The sequence below is a fragment of the Limnohabitans sp. genome (assembly GCF_040401495.1).
Taxonomy (GTDB): domain Bacteria; phylum Pseudomonadota; class Gammaproteobacteria; order Burkholderiales; family Burkholderiaceae_C; genus Limnohabitans.
The window spans coordinates 1-17,139 of sequence record NZ_JBBAOI010000024.1 but is presented as its reverse complement, the minus strand read 5'-3'; the positions used below and the strand labels follow the sequence as shown (position 1 = coordinate 17,139).

Here is a 17,139-nt window from a genome sequence, read left to right as displayed (position 1 = left end):
GAAGGCAATAAAGCGACTATAAATTCACAGACTGCCACGAGTGGCAAATTCTGCAGGGGGCGGGGGTTTGCGCACAAACGGCACACGCTTGAGCCACAGCCCCAACGCTTGCCAGTGGATGCGGGCAATCACCCCAAAACTTTGCAGTGGGTAACGCCACAGTGCGTGGCGCAGCACCGAGGTGGTGAGGGGTTGCAGCTTGCCGCTGACGCTGGTGCTGATGAGCAAGCCCAGGTCATCGCCGTGGTCGATGCGCACCACGGTTTTGGACTCGCCATGGTGCTCGGTGCGCATGAAGCGAAAGTCGTAGCGACCCTGCACATGGCAAAAGGGCGACACATGAAACACCTTGTCAGCATGCAGGGTTTGGCCATAGCGCGGCTGGGGCAACACATAGCAATGGCGCTCACCAAAGGTGTTGTTCACTTCCACCACGATGGCGGCCAAAGAGTTGTCGCTGCGCTGGCAATACCAAAAACTCACCGGTTTGAAGGCATAGCCCCACACCCGTGCATAGCAATGCAGCCACACCTCGCCTTGGGCGTCGTTGATGTTTTGGCTGACGAGCAGTTCATCCAACCAAGCCAAAGCGCCGCCAGTTGCGGGCGATCGGCCATCGCCGTGGTCAACATCGTGAAAAGAAATGGCTGCACGTTGGTTCACAGCCAAAACATTGCTGCCGTGTTGTGCCAAGCTGCGCATGGGCAGCAGCAAAAACCAAGTGGGGTAGGCAAATGCGTGGCGACGAGGTCGCGCACGGCTGTGGCGAACTTGGCCAAAACCGACAAGCGGCTGTGAAGAAGTCACGCCAAAGCCTCTTGCTTTTGGCTGTGTTGCGCCAGCAAGCTTTTGGCCGCGGTCAAGCCCGCTTGGTAGCCGTCTTCATGAAAGCCGTAGCGCATCCAAGCACCTGCATACCAAGTGCCTTGCTGTCCTTGCAGTTGCGACAACTGTTGTTGCGCGGCAATGGCTGGCAAATCGAACACAGGATGGTCGTAGTCGTAGCTGCCCAAAATTTTGGCAGGGTCAACGGGCGAAGCTGGATTAAGCGAGACGATGACGTCTTGCTTGAAGGGCAGGGGTTGCAGTTTGTTGAGCCAGTAATGCAAACACACACGAGCGTTTTCGCTGATCGATTGGGTGCGTTGGTAATTCCACGCGGCCCACGCCAAACGACGTTTGGGCATGACGCTGGTGTCGGTGTGCAAAACGGCACGGTTGGCTTGAAAGCGAATGGCGCCCAGCAACGCTTGTTCTTCGGTACTGGGCTTGTCTAGCAAGGAAAGCGATTGGTCGGCATGCGTGGCCATCACCACCTGGTCAAAGTGCTCAACCCCTTGGGAGGTTCGAATATGCACGCCCTGGTCGTCGCGCGCAATGCCCAGCACGGGGGTGTTCAAGCGCTTGTCTTTGATTTGGTCGGTGATGGCTTTCACATAGTGCTTGGCGCCACCCGCCACCGTGAACCACGGTGGGCGGTTGTTGACTTGCAGCAGACCATGGTTGTCACAAAAGCGCACCATGGTAGCTACCGGAAACTGCAGCATTTGGGTGGTGGGGCAACTCCAAATACAGCCGAGCATGGGCAGCAAATAGCCTTGTCGAAACGTTTCGCCAAATTGGTGCTCATCTAATAACTGCTGCAAGGGCTGGGCCAAAGCATCTGCTTGTGCGCTTTTGGCCAAATTGGTGGCCAGTTGGTTAAATCGCATGATGTCACTCAGCAAGCCCCAAAAGCGCGGACGAAACAGGTTGCTGCGTTGCGCAAACACGCTGTTCAAGTTTGCGCCGTTCCACTCCAAAACTTTGCCGCTGTCGTCCCAGTGCGCTTGCACTGAAAACGACATATCCGAAGCTGCGGTGCGGATGTTCAGACTGTCAAACAAGCCGATCAGCCCTGGGTAGGTGCGTTGGTTGTAGACCAAAAAACCGGTGTCCACACCGTGGGTAACCGTGCCTTGGGCGATTGGCAAAGTGACATCAACCGTGTGGGTGTGGCCCCCAAAGTAACTGCCAGCCTCGAACAAGCTCAGGTCGACAAACTGGTTTAAATGGTGAGCCGCTGAAAGGCCAGCAATGCCCGAGCCGATCACCGCTACCCGTTGGCGCATCAGTTCACTCGGGTGATCAGCAGTTTTTCAACCTCGGCCAAAAAGGCCTTATCCATCGGGTCGGTGGTGCTGTTGTAGCTTTTGACTTGTTTGCCGTCGCGGCTGATGAGGTATTTGTAAAAGTTCCACTTCGGCGTGGTGTCGCTGAGTTGGGTCAGTTGTTTAAACAAAGGCGACGCGTCGCTACCGCGGACCGTGGTTTTGCTGAACATGGGGAACTTCACGCCATAGGTGTTTTCGCAAAAGTCAGCGATTTTTTGGTTATTACCAGGCTCTTGGGAAAAATCGTTGGAGGGGAAACCCAGCACCACCAAACCTTTGTCTTTGTATTTGTCATACAAGGATTCCAGCGATTTGTACTGAGGGGTAAAGCCGCAATAGCTGGCTGTGTTGACCACCACCACCACCTGACCCGCGTACTGACAAAGGTTTTGGGGTTTTTCGTCTTGCAAGCGTTCAACGGTGTGGCGCAGCACGCCAGGGCATTCGGCTGCGCTGCTGCTGGGCGGCGTTGCTGGTTTGGGGTCAGCCGCCCAAGCCAATGGGGCCAGAGCCATGACAGCAAGGAACAGGGCTTGAGAACGCGCATTGAGCAAGGTTTTCATGGGGGTAGTCCAAAGAGGTTTTATGCTATTGTCCATGACATATTTGCTTGGCAGTATCTTTTAAGAAAATAACCCTATGGATTTGAGCGAAGGCGAGTCGAAACACCTTCAATTTTCGATAGCTGCTGTCGAGCGGGACACGGGCATCGGCAAAGATACGCTTAGGGTATGGGAGCGTCGTTACGGTTTTCCCCAGCCAGGGCGCGACAGTTTTGGCGAACGCAGCTACCCGTTGTTTCAGGTGGAAAAACTGCGCATCATCAAGCGTTTATTGGATGCGGGACACCGCCCAGGCCGAGTCGTGGCCATGTCTGTCGAGCAACTGCAAAGCATCACCGAATCCTTGCTGGCTGGCCCCATGGACTTGGCCCGTGCCAAAGCGGGTGTGGGCGAGTTGTTGGACCAAGCCATGGGCTTGTTGCGCTCCCATGACATTGACGGCTTGCGAAGCCATTTGCACCAAACCGTGGCCAGTTTAGGTGTCAACCGTTTCGTCATCGAACTGCTCGCGCCCTTGAACGCCATGGTGGGTGACGCGTGGATGCGCGCTGAAATCCAAGTGTTTGAAGAACATATGTACACCGAGTGCGCGACCGTCGTGCTGCGCCAAGCCATTCATCAACTCAACAGCCACACCGCCCATCGCCAACCCCGTGTTTTGCTGACCACCTTTGCGCAAGAAGAACATGCCATAGGCTTGCTCATGGCAGAGAGCCTCTTGACCATGCAAGGCTGTCATTGCTTGCCCATGGGAGTGAAAACACCTTTGAGCGATATCGCCAAAGCTGTGCTGGCGCATCACCCCAATATCGTGGCGCTGAGCTTTAGCATCACCCAAAACCCCAACCATGTGTTGGATGGCTTGGCTGAGTTGCGCCGACTTTTGCCAGGGCATGTCGAGATTTGGGCCGGCGGCCGAGCCCCTGTGCTGCAACGTCGCCCACCTGCTGGCGTGACGGTGATTGCAGATTTGGCTCAAATTGAGGCACAGGTGCAACGCTGGCGCATGCGCAGCCCATGAGCCCGACTTTGGGTTTTGCTGACAAAGTATGCAAGGCACATGAGGCCTGGGCGCGGGTGCAGGCTCTGCGCGAAGGGGGGCCAGTGGTGTTCACCAATGGTGTTTTTGATGTATTGCACCGTGGTCACGCCACCTATTTAGAGCAAGCGCGGGCCTTAGGAGCGTCCTTGGTGGTGGGTGTGAATACCGATGCGTCTGCCAAGCGCTTGGGCAAAGGCCCTGAGCGCCCCTTGAATTCTCAGCAAGACAGGGCGCTGTTGTTGGCCGCGCTGGCCTCGGTCAGCCTGGTGACTTGGTTTGACGAGGACACGCCAGTGCTGCTGATCGAGCGTTTGCGCCCCGATATTTATGTCAAAGGCGGCGACTACGACATGGAGGTTTTGCAAGAAACCGCGACCGTGCGCAGCTGGGGCGGTCACGCCGTGGCGATACCCTTTGTCAACGGCTACTCCACCAGCGCCTTGGTTATGAAAATACAAAGTGCCACAAAGCCGCAATAGCGTCGTGTTGCTCGCGCACCTGGACCAGCGGGCGCTCGCCTGTGGCCTCATCCAAGCGCGCAAGGTGTTGCCAGTGGCGCAGTACGCGGTAAGCATCGGCTGCGGCTTGCCCCATGCCGTGGGGCAGCAAACCCACCGTCTGGGCATGTTCTAGCAAAGCGATATTGCCTACATTGTTGACCAAGCCAGTGTGACGCTGGGCATGGGCCAACACCAAGAACTGCACTGCAAATTCGGCGTCGATCATGCCCCCAGGGCTGTGTTTAAAGTCGAATATGTCAGGCTTTACAGCTTGGGCGGCGCGCATTTTGTCGCGCATGAGTACCACCTCCACAGCCAGGGCTTGAGGGTCGCGTGGAGCACACAAAACTTCACGCCGTACCGCTTCAAACGGCTGGCGCAGGCGCTCGTCGCCCACGCAAAAACGTGCGCGTGTCATGGCTTGGTGTTCCCAAACCCAAGCAGTGTTGGAGCCTCGCTGGCGTTGGTAATCGGCAAATGACTCCCACGAACTCACCAACAAACCGGCGTTGCCATTGGGTCGCAATGCGGTGTCAATTTCATATACATCGCCTTCACCCGTTTTGATGGTCAGCCATCGAATCAGCTTGCGCGCAAACCCCGCGTAGATCTCCCCAGCTTGGGGGTGTTCGTCATGGTAAATAAAAACAATATCAAGGTCGCTGCCATAGCCCAGTTCTTTGCCGCCCCATTTGCCATAGCCCAGCACTGCAAAACAGGGCAAGTCACGGTGCCGTGTTTTCAGACGAGACCAGACCCACAGGGCAGCCACCTCCACCAAGGTGTCGGCCAACAAACTTAAATCATCAGCGACTTGCTCCACGCTCAAACGTCCCTCTACATCGCGTGCCAGTGTCAGCAAGGTTTCGCCATGGTGCGCACGACGCAGCACATTGAGCAGACTTTCCTCGTCGTCAGCGCCTTGGCTGACAAGGGCATCGTGGCGGGCTTGCAAATGGCGGCGCATTTGTGCGGCATTGAAGCGCTCATCTAACACCTCGGTATTGGCCAACTCGTCAATTACCCCTGGGTGTGTGCGCAAATAGCGCGCCGCCCAGCGCGATGACCCCAGCAGTCGCAGTAACTGCTGGTGTACCGGCGGGCGTTCAAGCAGCAGCGCCAAATAGGTTTCACGGCGCAGCAAGGGTTCCATCCAGTCGCTCCAGCGCAGTGCAGCCTCTTCATTGATGAGGCCTTGGTCAAGCCAAGTTTGGGTGCGCTGTACCAAGCGCAGCAAACGTTCACGGGTGTCTTCGCGCAAGGCCAGCACCCGCGGCATAGCAGGCCAAGCCGCCATGCGCTGTCGAAAAAGGGGAGACAAGCCTTCCAATACGCTGGCCCAGTCGTAGCTCACAGGGGGCTGGGGGTTGGCAGTGTTGGGTGAAGCGGTTTCTCCTTGGCCCAGCAGGAGTTCGAATTCCTGTGCCACGCGGTCTCGGTGCTGCTGCAAAGCTTGTAGCAAGGCTTCGCTGTTGGTCAGTCCCATGGTGTGGGCAATCCATTGCAAATCGGTGGGGTCACTGGGCAGGCGGTGGGTTTGTTGGTCATCGAGGTATTGAATGCGGTGCTCGACTTGGCGCAAAAAAACATAAGCAGCGTGGAGCGCCTTTGCTGTGTCGGCAGGCATCAAACGGGCTTTGACCAAACCGTCCAGCGTGTCCAGCGTTGCGCGTTGGCGCAACTCGGGGAACTGCCCGCCTCGTACCACTTGCAGCAGTTGCACTGTGAACTCAATTTCTCGTATACCGCCACGACCGAGCTTGACATCGTTGGCGCGCTCTGGCCGCCCCGCGCTCAGGCGCAGCGACTGCGCGCGAATTTGCTGGTGCAGCACCCGCAAAGCCTCAAACACGTTGTAGTCGAGGTAGCGGCGAAACACGAAAGGTGTGACCACCTCGAGCAAAGCCTTGACCTGACCCATGCGAGCCGCAGGCGCCACCACCCGCGCTTTGAGCCAAGCTAAACGCTCCCATTCACGGCCTTGTACTTGGAAATACTCTTCCAATGCGTCAAGCGACACCACGCTGTAGCCCGACTCGCCGTTGGGGCGCAGGCCTAAGTCCATGCGAAAGACTTGGCCGTGCTCGGTGGTTTCTCCAATCAAGGCGTAGAGCTGTTTGACCACTTTGTCAAAGTAGCTGTGGTTACTCACCACGCCACCTCCGCCGTCAATACCTTCGGTTTGTCCGTCCTCATCGAACACATAGACCAAGTCAATGTCACTTGACACATTCAGTTCACCCGCTCCCAGTTTGCCCATGCCAATGACCCAAAGCTCAGCGCGTGTTCCTTGGGATGTCATGGGAGGGCCATGGCGCAGATCAACCCGTGCCAAGGCCTCTTGCAAAGCTTTGTTCAAAGTGAACTCAGCCAGCGTGGTCATGCTTTGGGTGATGGTGTTCAAGGGCGCTTGTTGCTCGCAGTCCAGCACGACGAGTCGCTCCAACACCAACTGGCGCAGGACGCGCAGCGCGTCTGCCACTTCGGAATAGGTGTGGCACAAGTGCGCATAGGTGATTTCCAATTGTGCTGCCCAAGGCTGGCCTGAGGGCAGCAGCGCCAGCTCTTTGGGGTAGCGTCGGCGCAGGCGTTGCACCAAGCGGGAGCCTTGCGAAAAAGGGGTGGACAGGGTCATGGCAGCACAGTATGCATTCAGGTCGTTTTGCGGGTCATAATTCTGTTGGTACTTTCGCTATGACCAACATTACACATTTGCCCATTGTCACTGCCAAGCCATCTCGCTGGTGGCGCAGCTACGCTTGGTGCGTGCGGGTGCTGTGGTGGTTAGCCTTGTCTGCATGGGGCTTGGTTGCCGTAGCCGCGCTGACCTTGCATTTTTGGATCGTGCCGCGTGTGCTCGATTGGAAGAGCGACATCGAAGCCATGGCTTCTCAAGCCTTGGGCGTCAAAGTCAGCATAGGCAACCTAGACACGCTTTCCACCGACTGGTTGCCGTCCTTGGAAATCACCGACTTTGTGTTGCGAAATGCCGCTGACGAAGAGGTGTTGCATCTACCACGCGTGTTGGTCTCGCTCTCGCCCACTTCACTTTTGACTTTGTCCCTAGACAGGGTGGACATTGACAGCCCCTTGATCGATGTCACGCGCGACATTGACGGGCAGTTGCGCATTGCCGGTTTATTGATGGGACAAGCACAGCCCTCTGCATTGGCCGATTGGTTTTGGAGTCAACCCGAAATATTCGTGCACCGTGGGCGCTTGCGTTGGGTTGATCAAAAGGCGTCTTTGCCGACGGTAGAGTTGCAAGAAGTCAATGTTGCTTTGCGCAATGGCTTGCGCAGCCACGACTGGCGCATCGATGCCACGCCGCCGCCGCAATGGGGTGCGCGGTTTAGCCTGCAAGGGCGTTTTCACCAGTCTTTGCTCAGCCGCCATGCCAGCGACTTAAAGACTTGGGATGGCGAGGTCTATGCAGCTTTTTCTCAAATTGACCTTGCCCCCATGCAGCCCTATCTGAGCTTTGTGCTGGGCGACGGCTTACAAACAGGACATGGTTGGTTGCGTGGCTGGGCGCAGGTGCGCCAAGGCAAGTTGTTGGCGCAAACCGTCGATGTCGATATGCAGGCGCTGCGTTGGCAAGCAAAAGAGTCAGCCCCAGCGGTATTGCTGCAACAAATTCAAGGGCGTTTGCACCACCAAGCTTGGCTTGAGGGTTTAGGGCAAGACGTGCGTAGCCAAGACCTGGCCTTGCGCTTTGAAGACGGCGAGCAATGGGACTTAGGGAGCAGTCGTGTGGCATGGCGCGACGAGGGCGAGCATGTGGCCGATGCCGGCGAATTGCAATTGCAGGCCTTTTCTTTAGAAATGCTTGCTCGCATCGCTCAGCGCTTGCCCTTGGGCGAAAGCTGGCAAGCCCGACTGGCCATGGCGCAACCCAAGGGGCAGGTCAAGCAACTCGATATGCGTTGGTTTTTGGCGCACAGTGATGCGCCGCAGTTCAACCTCAAGACCGAGGTCACAGGCTTGTCGCTGCAAGCCCCGAGCAGCGTGGCCAAGCCAGACAGCGCCCTTTGGTGGCCAGGCATTCAGTCCTCGCAACTCAAGTTGGAGGTCAGTGAACATGGCGGCAAAGTCCATTGGCAACAAGCAGGTGGCCATTTGCAAATTGGCGAAGTTTTGGACTCCAACAAATTGGCATTGAAAGAGGCGACCGCGGATGTTTCTTGGGCGAAAAAAGACCTGCAGTGGTTGGTAACGCTTCATCAAGTGCATTTTGAAAATCTCGACTTGCAAGCGCAAGCGCAAGGCAGTTGGTTGTCTGGCGCGAGCGCTCAAGACATGGGTACTATGGATATGCAGGCAAAAGTGACTCGCTTAGACGCGACCACCTTGCACCGCTATTTACCGCTCGCCATGGATGAAAAAGCACGCCATTATTTGCGTGACGCTTTATTGGCAGGTCGTTTCAGCCAAGCAGCTATCGAAGTCAAAGGCCCCTTGGACCGCTTTCCTTTTGCCCGCAACAACGAGGGGGTGTTCACCGTCAAAGCGCCGTTCCAAGGCTTGAGCATGCAGTACGCCCCTAACAGTATATTGAGCGCTGCACAGCGGCGCGACAAAGAGTCTTGGCCGTTGGTGCAACAAGCCGCAGGCGAGCTGCAAATCAACCGTAACCGCCTCTTCATCAAGGGTGCCACGGCTCGTATGGGGCAAGATGGGGCCACAACGCTGAGCAAATTGGACTTACAAATTGCAGACCTGCGCGATATCGTGGTGGACATCAGCACCCAGATGCGCGGCAATTTGAGCGATGTCGCGCAGTTAATTAAAACCTCGCCGCTCAATAGCATCACCGATCAAGCCTTGTCTCAGCTTACCGCTACAGGAACTGCCGAGCACCAACTGCGCCTGAATTTGCCGCTGCAAAATTTGGCCCTTGCCAAGGTGCAAGGCTACATGGTGCTCAATGGCAACGATATCCAGTGGCATCCGTCACTGCCGCGTTTTGGCAAATTGCGAGGCACGCTTAATTACACCGAGTCAGGGCTTTCGGTCAACAATATGCGCCTGCGTTGGCTGGGCGCAGATGCTCGCCTCGACGGCGGATTGCGATTTAATGACAGCCTGGATACAGGTCCTTCGCGGCTGAGTTTGCAAGGCAGTGTCAGCGCCGAGGCCTTGCGCCAATTGCCCGAGCCTGCGCTGGTCTCGGGTTTTGCTGCACATTTAAGCGGCAGCACGTCGTTTGTCGCCAGTTTGGGTTTGCGACGCGGTGTACCTGAGTTTTCATTCAGCAGTTCATTGCAAGGAATGGGCGTGGATTTGCCCGAGCCTTTGAACAAACCTGCGGATGCCGTTTGGCCTGTACGTTTTGACAATGAGTTGCTGCGTGTGGCGCAGTCGCGTGGCACTGCGCATTTAGAGCAAAGCACGCTCACTTTGGGCCAACTCATCACTGTCAGTTATTTGCGCGATATGACGCCCCAAGTGCCGCAGGTCTTGCGCGGACAGATTGCCTTGGGGCCGGTCACACTGCGCAAAGACGTCCCTGAAGGCGCGGTGCTGATGCAAGTGCAGTTGCCGCATTTCAATGCCGATGAATGGCAACAAACTTTGTCGGGCTGGCTCGGCACCCAGACCAAAGATGACAAACCTGCCAAGCCCGCCAGCCCACAAGCCATGGCCTTTGTCCCCACCCGATTTGAAGTGGGTACCAACGAGTTGCTATGGTTGGGGCGTACCTTTAATAGGGTGCAAGCCAGTGCCGATAAGCAAGGCCCTCAGTGGCGTATCCAAATTAAAGCCGATGAAGCACAGGGGCAAATCGACTACAGGCCTGCGCAAGACAACCAAACCTCGCGGGTAGTGGCCAGGCTGGCCAATTTAGTGATTCCACCTGCTGCTGTGCAAGACGTGGAAGCGACTTTGTCGGACTCGCCCAAAGACTTGCCTACCATGGACATTGTCATTGACAACTTGGAGTTGCGTGGCTTGAAGTTGGGGCGTGCCGAGGTTGACGGTTTCAGTCGGGCCATTGCCGGTGGCGGTCGTGAATGGGTACTCAATAAATTCAACCTCAGTTTGCCAGAAGCGAGTTTTCAGGCCAAAGGCCAATGGGGCGGTGCGAGCCGCTTGCTAGCCAAGCGCACCCAACTCGATTTCACTTTGCAACTGCAAAATTCGGGCGAGTTGTTGGAGCGGCTTGGTTACAAAGGCGCTATTCGCAACGGCAAAGGACGCTTGGCTGGGCAGGTCGGTTGGACAGGCTCACCGTTTTCGCCCGACTATGCCAGCATGAGTGGTCAGTTCAATGTGAACCTCGACAAAGGGCAGTTTTTGAAAGCCGAACCAGGTGTCGCGCGTTTGTTTGGTGTTCTCAATTTGCAGGCCTTGCCCCGTCGCCTCACCTTGGATTTCAGCGACGTGTTCAGCGAGGGCTTTTCCTTTGACTTTGTGCGTGGCGACGTGCAAATTCAGCAAGGCATTGCCAGCACCAACAATTTGCAGATGAAGGGCGTGACAGCGGCGGTGATGCTTGAAGGCAAAGCCGATATTGAGCATGAAACCCAAGACCTCAAAGTGGTGGTGGTGCCCGACCTCAATACTGGCACCGCCACTTTGCTCTACACCATCATCAACCCCGTGGTGGGCTTGACCAGTTTTCTTACCCAGTATTTTTTGAAGACACCCTTGGCCAAATCGACCACCCAAGAATTTCGCGTGCTGGGCTCTTGGAAAGATCCCAAGGTCAGTAAAATTGATGGGACGACACCAAAGGAAGTTAAGCCATGAAAGCCGCATTGCTGCAAATGGTTTCCACCGCCGATGTGGCCACCAACCTCGACGCTGCCGAGCGCTTGCTAGCGCAAGCCGCCCAAGCTGGCGCCGAGTTGGCGGTCTTGCCCGAGTATTTTTGTTTGCTCGGACAGAACGACACTGACAAACTGGCCATAGCCGAGGTCTTTGGTGACGGCCCCATGCAGCAGCGTTTGGCCGCCATGGCCAAGACCTACGGCGTGTGCTTGGTGGCGGGCACTTTGCCTATTGCTGTGCCTGGCGACAGTACACATGTGCGAAACACCACGCTGGTGTACGGCGCCCAAGGTCAATGCCTGGCGCGCTACGACAAAATACATTTGTTTTGTTTTGACAATGGCCGCGAAAGCTACGACGAAAGCGTGGTGCTGCAAGCGGGCGACACGCCGGTGGTGATGGACTTGCCCTCTAAAGATGGCCATACTTGGCGCATAGGCTTGAGCGTGTGTTACGACTTGCGTTTTCCTCAGTTGTACCGCCAATTGGTGCAGCAAGGTGCTGAGTTGCTGCTCGCACCCAGCGCATTCACTTACACCACTGGCTCTGCCCACTGGGAGATCTTGTTGCGAGCCCGTGCTATTGATAATTTGGCTTGGGTGGGTGCAGCAGCGCAAGGCGGCAAGCACAGCAATGGCCGTCGCACATGGGGCCACTCCATGTGGGTAGACCCTTGGGGTCAGGTGCAAGCGGTGCAAGACGAGGGAGAGGCTTGTGTGCTGACCGATGTATCGATAGATCAATTGCGCGAGCGCAGGCAGCAGTTGCCGTTGCGCCGTTCACCGCTATCGTGATCAGTCCTTATCCCGGTCTTTGTCCTCGGGCTCACCCTTGTTGCGGCCATGAAACATGGTCCACCACACGATGAGCACCAGTAGCAAGCCAGCAGCAAGGGATTCAAGCAAAATCAGCAGCATGGGTTCAGACGTATGGATGGGTAGGTCGCTGCTTTACCGCGCAGCGTGGAGCGTGGCGATTGTAGGCATGCTGGTTTCGTGCGCATCTTCGGTGCCTCGCCCCAGCCTTCCGGCGCCCTCTTACACGCCGCCGGTGCTAAGCCCCGAAGGCGTCAAAACTGCGCCAGTGACCAACCCGCCGCTAAGTCAGCCTGGCGTTTCGCAGGCTGGTCCGCGTTTTGAGCCGCCCGTCAAAGGCGAGAGCAAAAGCCGCTGGGTGCCCGTGCCCATCGAAGAGTTGCCCGGTTGGCCGCAAGAGTCCATGGCAGAGGTGTGGACCTTGTTGTTGGCCAATTGCGATGTCAGCGGTACGGTGCTCGCACCCTTATGCAGTGATATTCGACGCTTGAGTATTGCCACTGAAACAGATCAGCGCCTTTTGTTGCTCAGTCGCTTACAGGCTTACCGCTTAGAGACTTTGGAGGGTGAAGCCAGCGGCTTGCTCACCGCTTATTACGAACCGGTGTTTGAGGCTCAACGGTTGGCGGGCAATGGCTTTAACACCCCTTTGTATGCCACCCCGCCGGGTGTAGCGAATGGCAAGCCTTGGTTCACTCGCCAAGACATTGAAAGCCTGCCTGCGGCACAAACCGCTTTGCGTGGCCGCGAGATTGCGTGGTTGGCCGACCCCGTGGATGCTTTGATTTTGCACATCCAAGGCTCAGGCAGACTGCGCATCACCGAACCCGATGGCAGTGTGCGCATCGTTCGTTTAGGTTTTGCCGCCTCCAATGATCAGCCCTACCAAAGTGTGGGCAGGTGGTTGCTCGACAAAGGCGAAACCCGCGACGCCTCTTGGCCAGGCATCAAAGCCTGGCTGCAGCGCAACCCACAGCGGCATCAAGAATTGTTCTGGACCAACCCGCGTTATGTCTTCTTCAAAGAAGAGCCCATGGGTGCTGACCCCAGTGTCGGGCCGCGAGGCGCACAGGGTATACCGCTGGTCGCGGGGCGCTCGGTGGCTATCGATCCCCTCAGCATGCCCTATGGCACACCCCTGTGGATGGTCTCCCCAGGCCCCACCCAAGCGCTGTCGCGCTTGGTGTTGGCGCAAGACACGGGTAGCGCCATCGTGGGTGCGGTGCGGGCCGATTTGTTCATGGGCACAGGGCGAGAAGCCGGTGACGTGGCAGGGCGTTTAAAGCAACCCTTGCGTTTATGGGCTTTGTGGCCCAAGCCTTGACCCATGAATTAATATGCACCACGGATTACCTAGGACAACAACATGGGTTACATCATCGTGCTGGCGTCGCCAGTGTTTTTTGGGCTGATAGCCATCGAGTGGTTGTGGGGTATGCGGCGGGCCAAACAAGGCCAAGCGGCAGCACAAACTTATCGGCTTGACGACGCCATCAGCAGCATCTCGCTGGGCATATTGAGCCAAATCAGCGCCATCTTCACCCGTGTGCTGCGCATAGGCATTTACACCTTGGTGTTCGAGCAAGTGGCCTTGGTGCGCGATGACGCTTGGTGGAGCACCTGGTACGGCGCTTTGCTGGCCTTGGTTGTGTATGACTTTTGCTATTACTGGTTTCACCGCGCCAGCCATGAGGTGGCGGTGTTTTGGGCGGGGCATGCGGTGCATCACCAAAGCCAGCACTACAACCTCTCTACCGCGCTGCGTCAAAGCAGTGCAGGGGCTATCAGCAGTTGGGTGTTTTACTTGCCCATGGCGCTCGTGGGTGTGCCACCCTTGGTGTTTGGCATCGTGGCGCTTATCGACTTGCTTTACCAATATTGGGTGCACACCGAGCACATTGGGCGCTTAGGTGGGTTTGACCGCTGGTTTTGCTCGCCCTCCAACCACCGCGTTCACCATGCTGTGAACGATAAATACCTAGACCGCAACTACGGCGGCATCTGGGTGGTGTGGGACCGCCTGTTTGGCAGCTTCCAAGAAGAAGACCCTCAAGAGCCTTGCGTTTACGGTACCCGAAAAGCGCTGAACAGTTGGGACCCTTTGTGGGCTAACCTGCAGATGTATGCCAGCATGCTGCACGACAGTTGGCATACCAAGCGTTGGCAAGATAAATTGAGGGTGTTTTTTCATCACCCCGGTTGGCGTCCTGCGGATGTGGCCAAGCGTTTTCCAGTTCAGCCTTTTCAGATTAACAATTTCCCCGCTTTTCAGCCGTTGCAAACACCTGCGGTGCAGTGGTGGGGCGCTGCGTGGTTTGTGGTGTTGCTAAGTTCTGCCTCGGCTGTTTTATGGTTCATGGATGGCATGGTGTGGGGCGAGGCCGCCACCTGCGTGTTGGCGGTCGCAGCCGGTTTGTGGGGTGTCAATGCCATGTTGCAAAACCGCTTGTCTCCAGCGATGTGTGCTTTTGTGCAAGCTGCCGCCTTGGCAACCGCCGCCAATGCCTGCGGCTGGAGCCAGGTGTATCTTTGGGCCAAGCCCTTGGCTTTGTTGGTGTTGATGGTTGCGGCTTGGCAAGCGTCGGCGGGGATGAAGGGCCGAGCTTGGTTGATGGCGGCCTTGGCCTTGTCGTGGTCGGGTGATGTGCTGCTGATGGGTGAAGGTTTGTTTGTGTCAGGGCTGGTGGCGTTTTTGTTGGCGCACTTAAGCTACATACAACTCTTTCGACAAGATGCGCCGTGGTTGCATAGTCGACGTGCTTTAGCGGTTTGCATTTCAGCCGCCGCTGTGGTGTTTGTAGGTTTGGACCAAAACGGCTTGCCCAGCGAGCTGCGTGTGCCTGTCGCTGCTTATGTGTTGGTGATTGCCACCATGGCGGCGCAGGCTTGGGGCCGTGCCAAGCACTTGGGCACTTCAGCGAGTGTGTGGCTGGCCTGGGGCAGCGCCAGCTTCATGCTCTCCGACACCTTGCTGGCCATCGACAAGTTTGTCAGCCCCTTGCCTTATGCAGGTTTGTGGGTGTTGGCGACTTACTATCTGGCGCAGGGGTTGATTTTGCGGGGTGTCTCGAGGACCTTTGATGACCATAAAAATGGCGCAAAAACCCTGAGCTAAAGATCCATTAAATAAATATTAACGATACAATTAGTGATTGTTAACGATTAAGTCGCGATGCAATCCCTAGACCTCAACGACTCAATCATCTTGGCTTGCGCTGCTCAAGGCGAAGGCCTCGCGGGGGAGGCGACCGCGCAAACTGGCTTGAGTCGGGTGGCGGTTTCGCGTCGTATCAAGAAGTTGGCTGATACCGGCTATCTGCAGCGCCATGGCAGCGGCACACGGCAGACCTACTCTCTTGGCGCAATGCGCTTTTGGTCGGCCGTACAACCCGTCCAAGCTATCGCCCAGCAAGGCGGTGAAATGGCGGTGTGGGAGCAACACCTTGCGCCGCTGCTAAAGGATGTCAGCGCCAATGCGCGCAACCTCGCCAACATTGCTTTCACGGAAATGCTCAACAACGTGTTGGACCATGCGCAGGCGCAGCAAGTCGCCATGGGCATGCATGTGCAGGGCGGGCGTTTGCAAATGCTTGTGGCGGATGATGGGGAGGGCATATTTGCCAAGATTGCGAAGGCTGCCCATTTGTTTGACACCCGTTTGGCGTTGTTGGAGTTGGCCAAGGGCAAGTTCACGACTGCGCCGCAAGGACATTCAGGCATCGGCGTGTTTGTGTCCTCGCGGATGATGGACGGCTTTGCCATTGAATCAGGTGGCTTGCGTTTTGATCCGCACGATACAGCGGATGCGCTGCCCCCGTTTGCGTGGATGAATGCCCAAGCTTGCCTCAAGCCCAACGCCATGCAGACCGTGGTGCGCATGGACTTGGCGATACAAACCCAACGCAACGCCAACGATGTCTACCTGAAGTATTTCGAACCAACCGAGGTTGGTGCAGACGCTTTTCACACCACCGAAATTCCAGTTCGCTTGGCACAACTCAGCAGCGAACTCGTTTCGCGATCGCAAGCCAAATGGGTGACAGAACGCGCCACACAATTCAAGACTGTCATCCTCGACTTTGAAGGCGTGCAAACCGTGGGACAGGCTTTTGTGGATGAGGTCTTTCGAGTTTTTGCCGCAGCCCATCCCCATGTTCGGCTCAAGACCATGGGATTAACGCCAGAGGTAGCAAAGATGTTGAAGCTTTTTGGCGCTTGAGGATCAGACCAAGGCAGCAAAAGCTGCATCAGGCGCCTTGTCCAAAATTTTGAGTAAAGCAGTTGCGGCACCCGTGGGTTTTCGCTTACCTTGCTCCCAGTTGCGCAAAGTGTCCAAAGGTACCTCAGCCTAATTTTTTCAACAGCAACTCATTCACCTGCGCCGGATTGGCCTTGCCCTTGCTGGCTTTCATGATCGGGCCGACCAAGCCGTTCAAGGCCTTGGCGTTGCCGGCTTTGAACTCTTCGACGTTTTTCGGGTTAGCGGCCAGCACCTCGTCGATGATTTTTTCAAGCTCACCCGAGTCGTTCATCTGCTTCAAGCCTTTGGCGTCGATGAGGGCGTCCACACGCGCTGAATCAGCAGCCGCGTCACCCACATTCGCGCCGCCCTCACCGTTCCACAAGCCTTCAAACACCTGACGCGCCGCGTTATTGCTGATGGTGTTGTCGCTGATGCGGCCAATCAGGGCGGCGAGTTGTGCGGCGCTGACAGGCAGTGCTTCAAACGACACTTCGCCGCTGTTCATGCGCCTGGACACCTCACCCATGATCCAGTTGCTGGCCAACTTGGGCTGACCGCAAGCCTTGGCCGTCGTCTCAAAGTAAGCCGCCATCGCCTTGCTTTGCGTCAATTGCGTGGCGTCGTACTCGGGCAAGCCATATTGCGTGACAAAACGCTCGGCCATCACGCGGGGCAGTTCGGCCATCTCGCTACGAACCCGCTCCACCCAGTCGCGGCTGATGACCAAGGGCGGCAAATCGGGGTCGGGGAAATAGCGGTAATCGGCGGCGTCTTCTTTGGTGCGCATGGCGCGGGTCTCGCCCGTGTCGGGGTTGAACAGCACCGTGGCTTGCTGGATGGTGTGGCCGTCTTCGATTTGCTCGATCTGCCAGCGCACCTCGTAGTCGATGGCTTGTTGCATGAACTTAAAGCTGTTCAAGTTTTTGATTTCACGGCGTGTGCCCAAAGGTGCACCGGGTTTCCTCACCGACACATTGGCGTCGCAGCGGAAGGAGCCCTCTTGCATGTTGCCGTCGCAAATGCCAATCCAAGTGACAATTTTGTGCAAC

The 17,139-nt window shown here is 56.7% G+C and carries 14 protein-coding genes; 7 read left to right on the top strand and 7 right to left on the bottom strand.

Annotation, left to right across the window (positions count from 1 at the left end; genetic code table 11):
- Positions 1–24: 24 nt before the first annotated feature.
- The 3 genes from AC9UEO_RS11770 to AC9UEO_RS11760 are packed head-to-tail and all read right to left on the bottom strand — an operon-like array spanning position 25 to position 2,716.
- Positions 25–807 (bottom strand): DUF1365 domain-containing protein, encoded by a 783-nt coding sequence (locus AC9UEO_RS11770; protein WP_509533634.1) that lies wholly within the window; start codon positions 805–807, stop codon positions 25–27.
- Positions 804–2,111: an NAD(P)/FAD-dependent oxidoreductase gene (locus AC9UEO_RS11765; RefSeq protein WP_509533631.1), complete on the bottom strand. Its 1,308-nt coding sequence runs from the start codon at positions 2,109–2,111 to the stop codon at positions 804–806. The genes AC9UEO_RS11770 and AC9UEO_RS11765 overlap by 4 nt, the downstream gene beginning before the upstream one ends.
- A complete protein-coding gene (locus tag AC9UEO_RS11760; RefSeq protein ID WP_509533629.1) occupies positions 2,111–2,716 on the bottom strand; it encodes a glutathione peroxidase in 606 nt (201 codons plus the stop codon). Before AC9UEO_RS11760 ends, AC9UEO_RS11765 begins: the two co-directional genes overlap by 1 nt.
- A gap of 76 nt (positions 2,717–2,792) precedes the next feature.
- Here AC9UEO_RS11760 and AC9UEO_RS11755 point away from each other — a divergent pair, with 76 nt between their 5' ends.
- Complete coding sequence (locus AC9UEO_RS11755; RefSeq protein WP_509533626.1) at positions 2,793–3,737, top strand: MerR family transcriptional regulator; 945 nt, start codon at positions 2,793–2,795, stop codon at positions 3,735–3,737.
- Entirely contained in the window at positions 3,734–4,237 is a 504-nt protein-coding gene (gene rfaE2, locus AC9UEO_RS11750) for a D-glycero-beta-D-manno-heptose 1-phosphate adenylyltransferase (protein WP_509533623.1), read from the top strand. The genes AC9UEO_RS11755 and rfaE2 overlap by 4 nt, the downstream gene beginning before the upstream one ends.
- Here the strand turns inward: rfaE2 and glnE are convergent.
- Positions 4,203–6,893, bottom strand: coding sequence for a bifunctional [glutamate--ammonia ligase]-adenylyl-L-tyrosine phosphorylase/[glutamate--ammonia-ligase] adenylyltransferase (gene glnE, locus AC9UEO_RS11745; protein ID WP_509533620.1), 2,691 nt, complete (start codon positions 6,891–6,893; stop codon positions 4,203–4,205). The genes rfaE2 and glnE overlap by 35 nt on opposite strands.
- Positions 6,894–6,952: 59 nt before the next feature.
- Here glnE and AC9UEO_RS11740 point away from each other — a divergent pair, with 59 nt between their 5' ends.
- Positions 6,953–11,011 (top strand): YhdP family protein, encoded by a 4,059-nt coding sequence (locus tag AC9UEO_RS11740; RefSeq protein ID WP_509533617.1) that lies wholly within the window; start codon positions 6,953–6,955, stop codon positions 11,009–11,011.
- Positions 11,008–11,826: a carbon-nitrogen hydrolase family protein gene (locus AC9UEO_RS11735; RefSeq protein WP_509533614.1), complete on the top strand. Its 819-nt coding sequence runs from the start codon at positions 11,008–11,010 to the stop codon at positions 11,824–11,826. The genes AC9UEO_RS11740 and AC9UEO_RS11735 overlap by 4 nt, the downstream gene beginning before the upstream one ends.
- On the opposite strand, the gene AC9UEO_RS11730 is transcribed toward AC9UEO_RS11735, so the two are convergent.
- The gene (locus AC9UEO_RS11730) at positions 11,827–11,949 is read right to left on the bottom strand and encodes a hypothetical protein (protein WP_509533612.1); all 123 of its coding nucleotides are present in this window, start codon (positions 11,947–11,949) and stop codon (positions 11,827–11,829) included. It lies immediately after the preceding gene.
- Between AC9UEO_RS11730 and mltA the strand changes: the two genes are divergently transcribed.
- The 3 genes from mltA to AC9UEO_RS11715 are packed head-to-tail and all read left to right on the top strand — an operon-like array spanning position 11,948 to position 16,066.
- The gene (mltA, locus tag AC9UEO_RS11725) at positions 11,948–13,171 is read left to right on the top strand and encodes a murein transglycosylase A (protein WP_509533609.1); all 1,224 of its coding nucleotides are present in this window, start codon (positions 11,948–11,950) and stop codon (positions 13,169–13,171) included. The genes AC9UEO_RS11730 and mltA overlap by 2 nt on opposite strands.
- Before the next feature lie 42 nt (positions 13,172–13,213).
- Positions 13,214–14,962: a lysoplasmalogenase family protein gene (locus tag AC9UEO_RS11720; protein WP_509533606.1), complete on the top strand. Its 1,749-nt coding sequence runs from the start codon at positions 13,214–13,216 to the stop codon at positions 14,960–14,962.
- A gap of 57 nt (positions 14,963–15,019) precedes the next feature.
- Entirely contained in the window at positions 15,020–16,066 is a 1,047-nt protein-coding gene (locus AC9UEO_RS11715) for an STAS-like domain-containing protein (protein WP_509533603.1), read from the top strand.
- A gap of 3 nt (positions 16,067–16,069) precedes the next feature.
- Here AC9UEO_RS11715 and AC9UEO_RS11710 read toward each other — a convergent pair whose 3' ends face one another.
- Together AC9UEO_RS11710 and gatB are read right to left on the bottom strand one after the other, a co-directional pair.
- Complete coding sequence (locus AC9UEO_RS11710) at positions 16,070–16,183, bottom strand: helix-turn-helix domain-containing protein (protein ID WP_509533600.1); 114 nt, start codon at positions 16,181–16,183, stop codon at positions 16,070–16,072.
- Between the two features lie 7 nt (positions 16,184–16,190).
- On the bottom strand, positions 16,191–17,139 hold a 949-nt coding region (gene gatB / locus AC9UEO_RS11705; RefSeq protein ID WP_509533597.1), incomplete at its 5' end, for an Asp-tRNA(Asn)/Glu-tRNA(Gln) amidotransferase subunit GatB.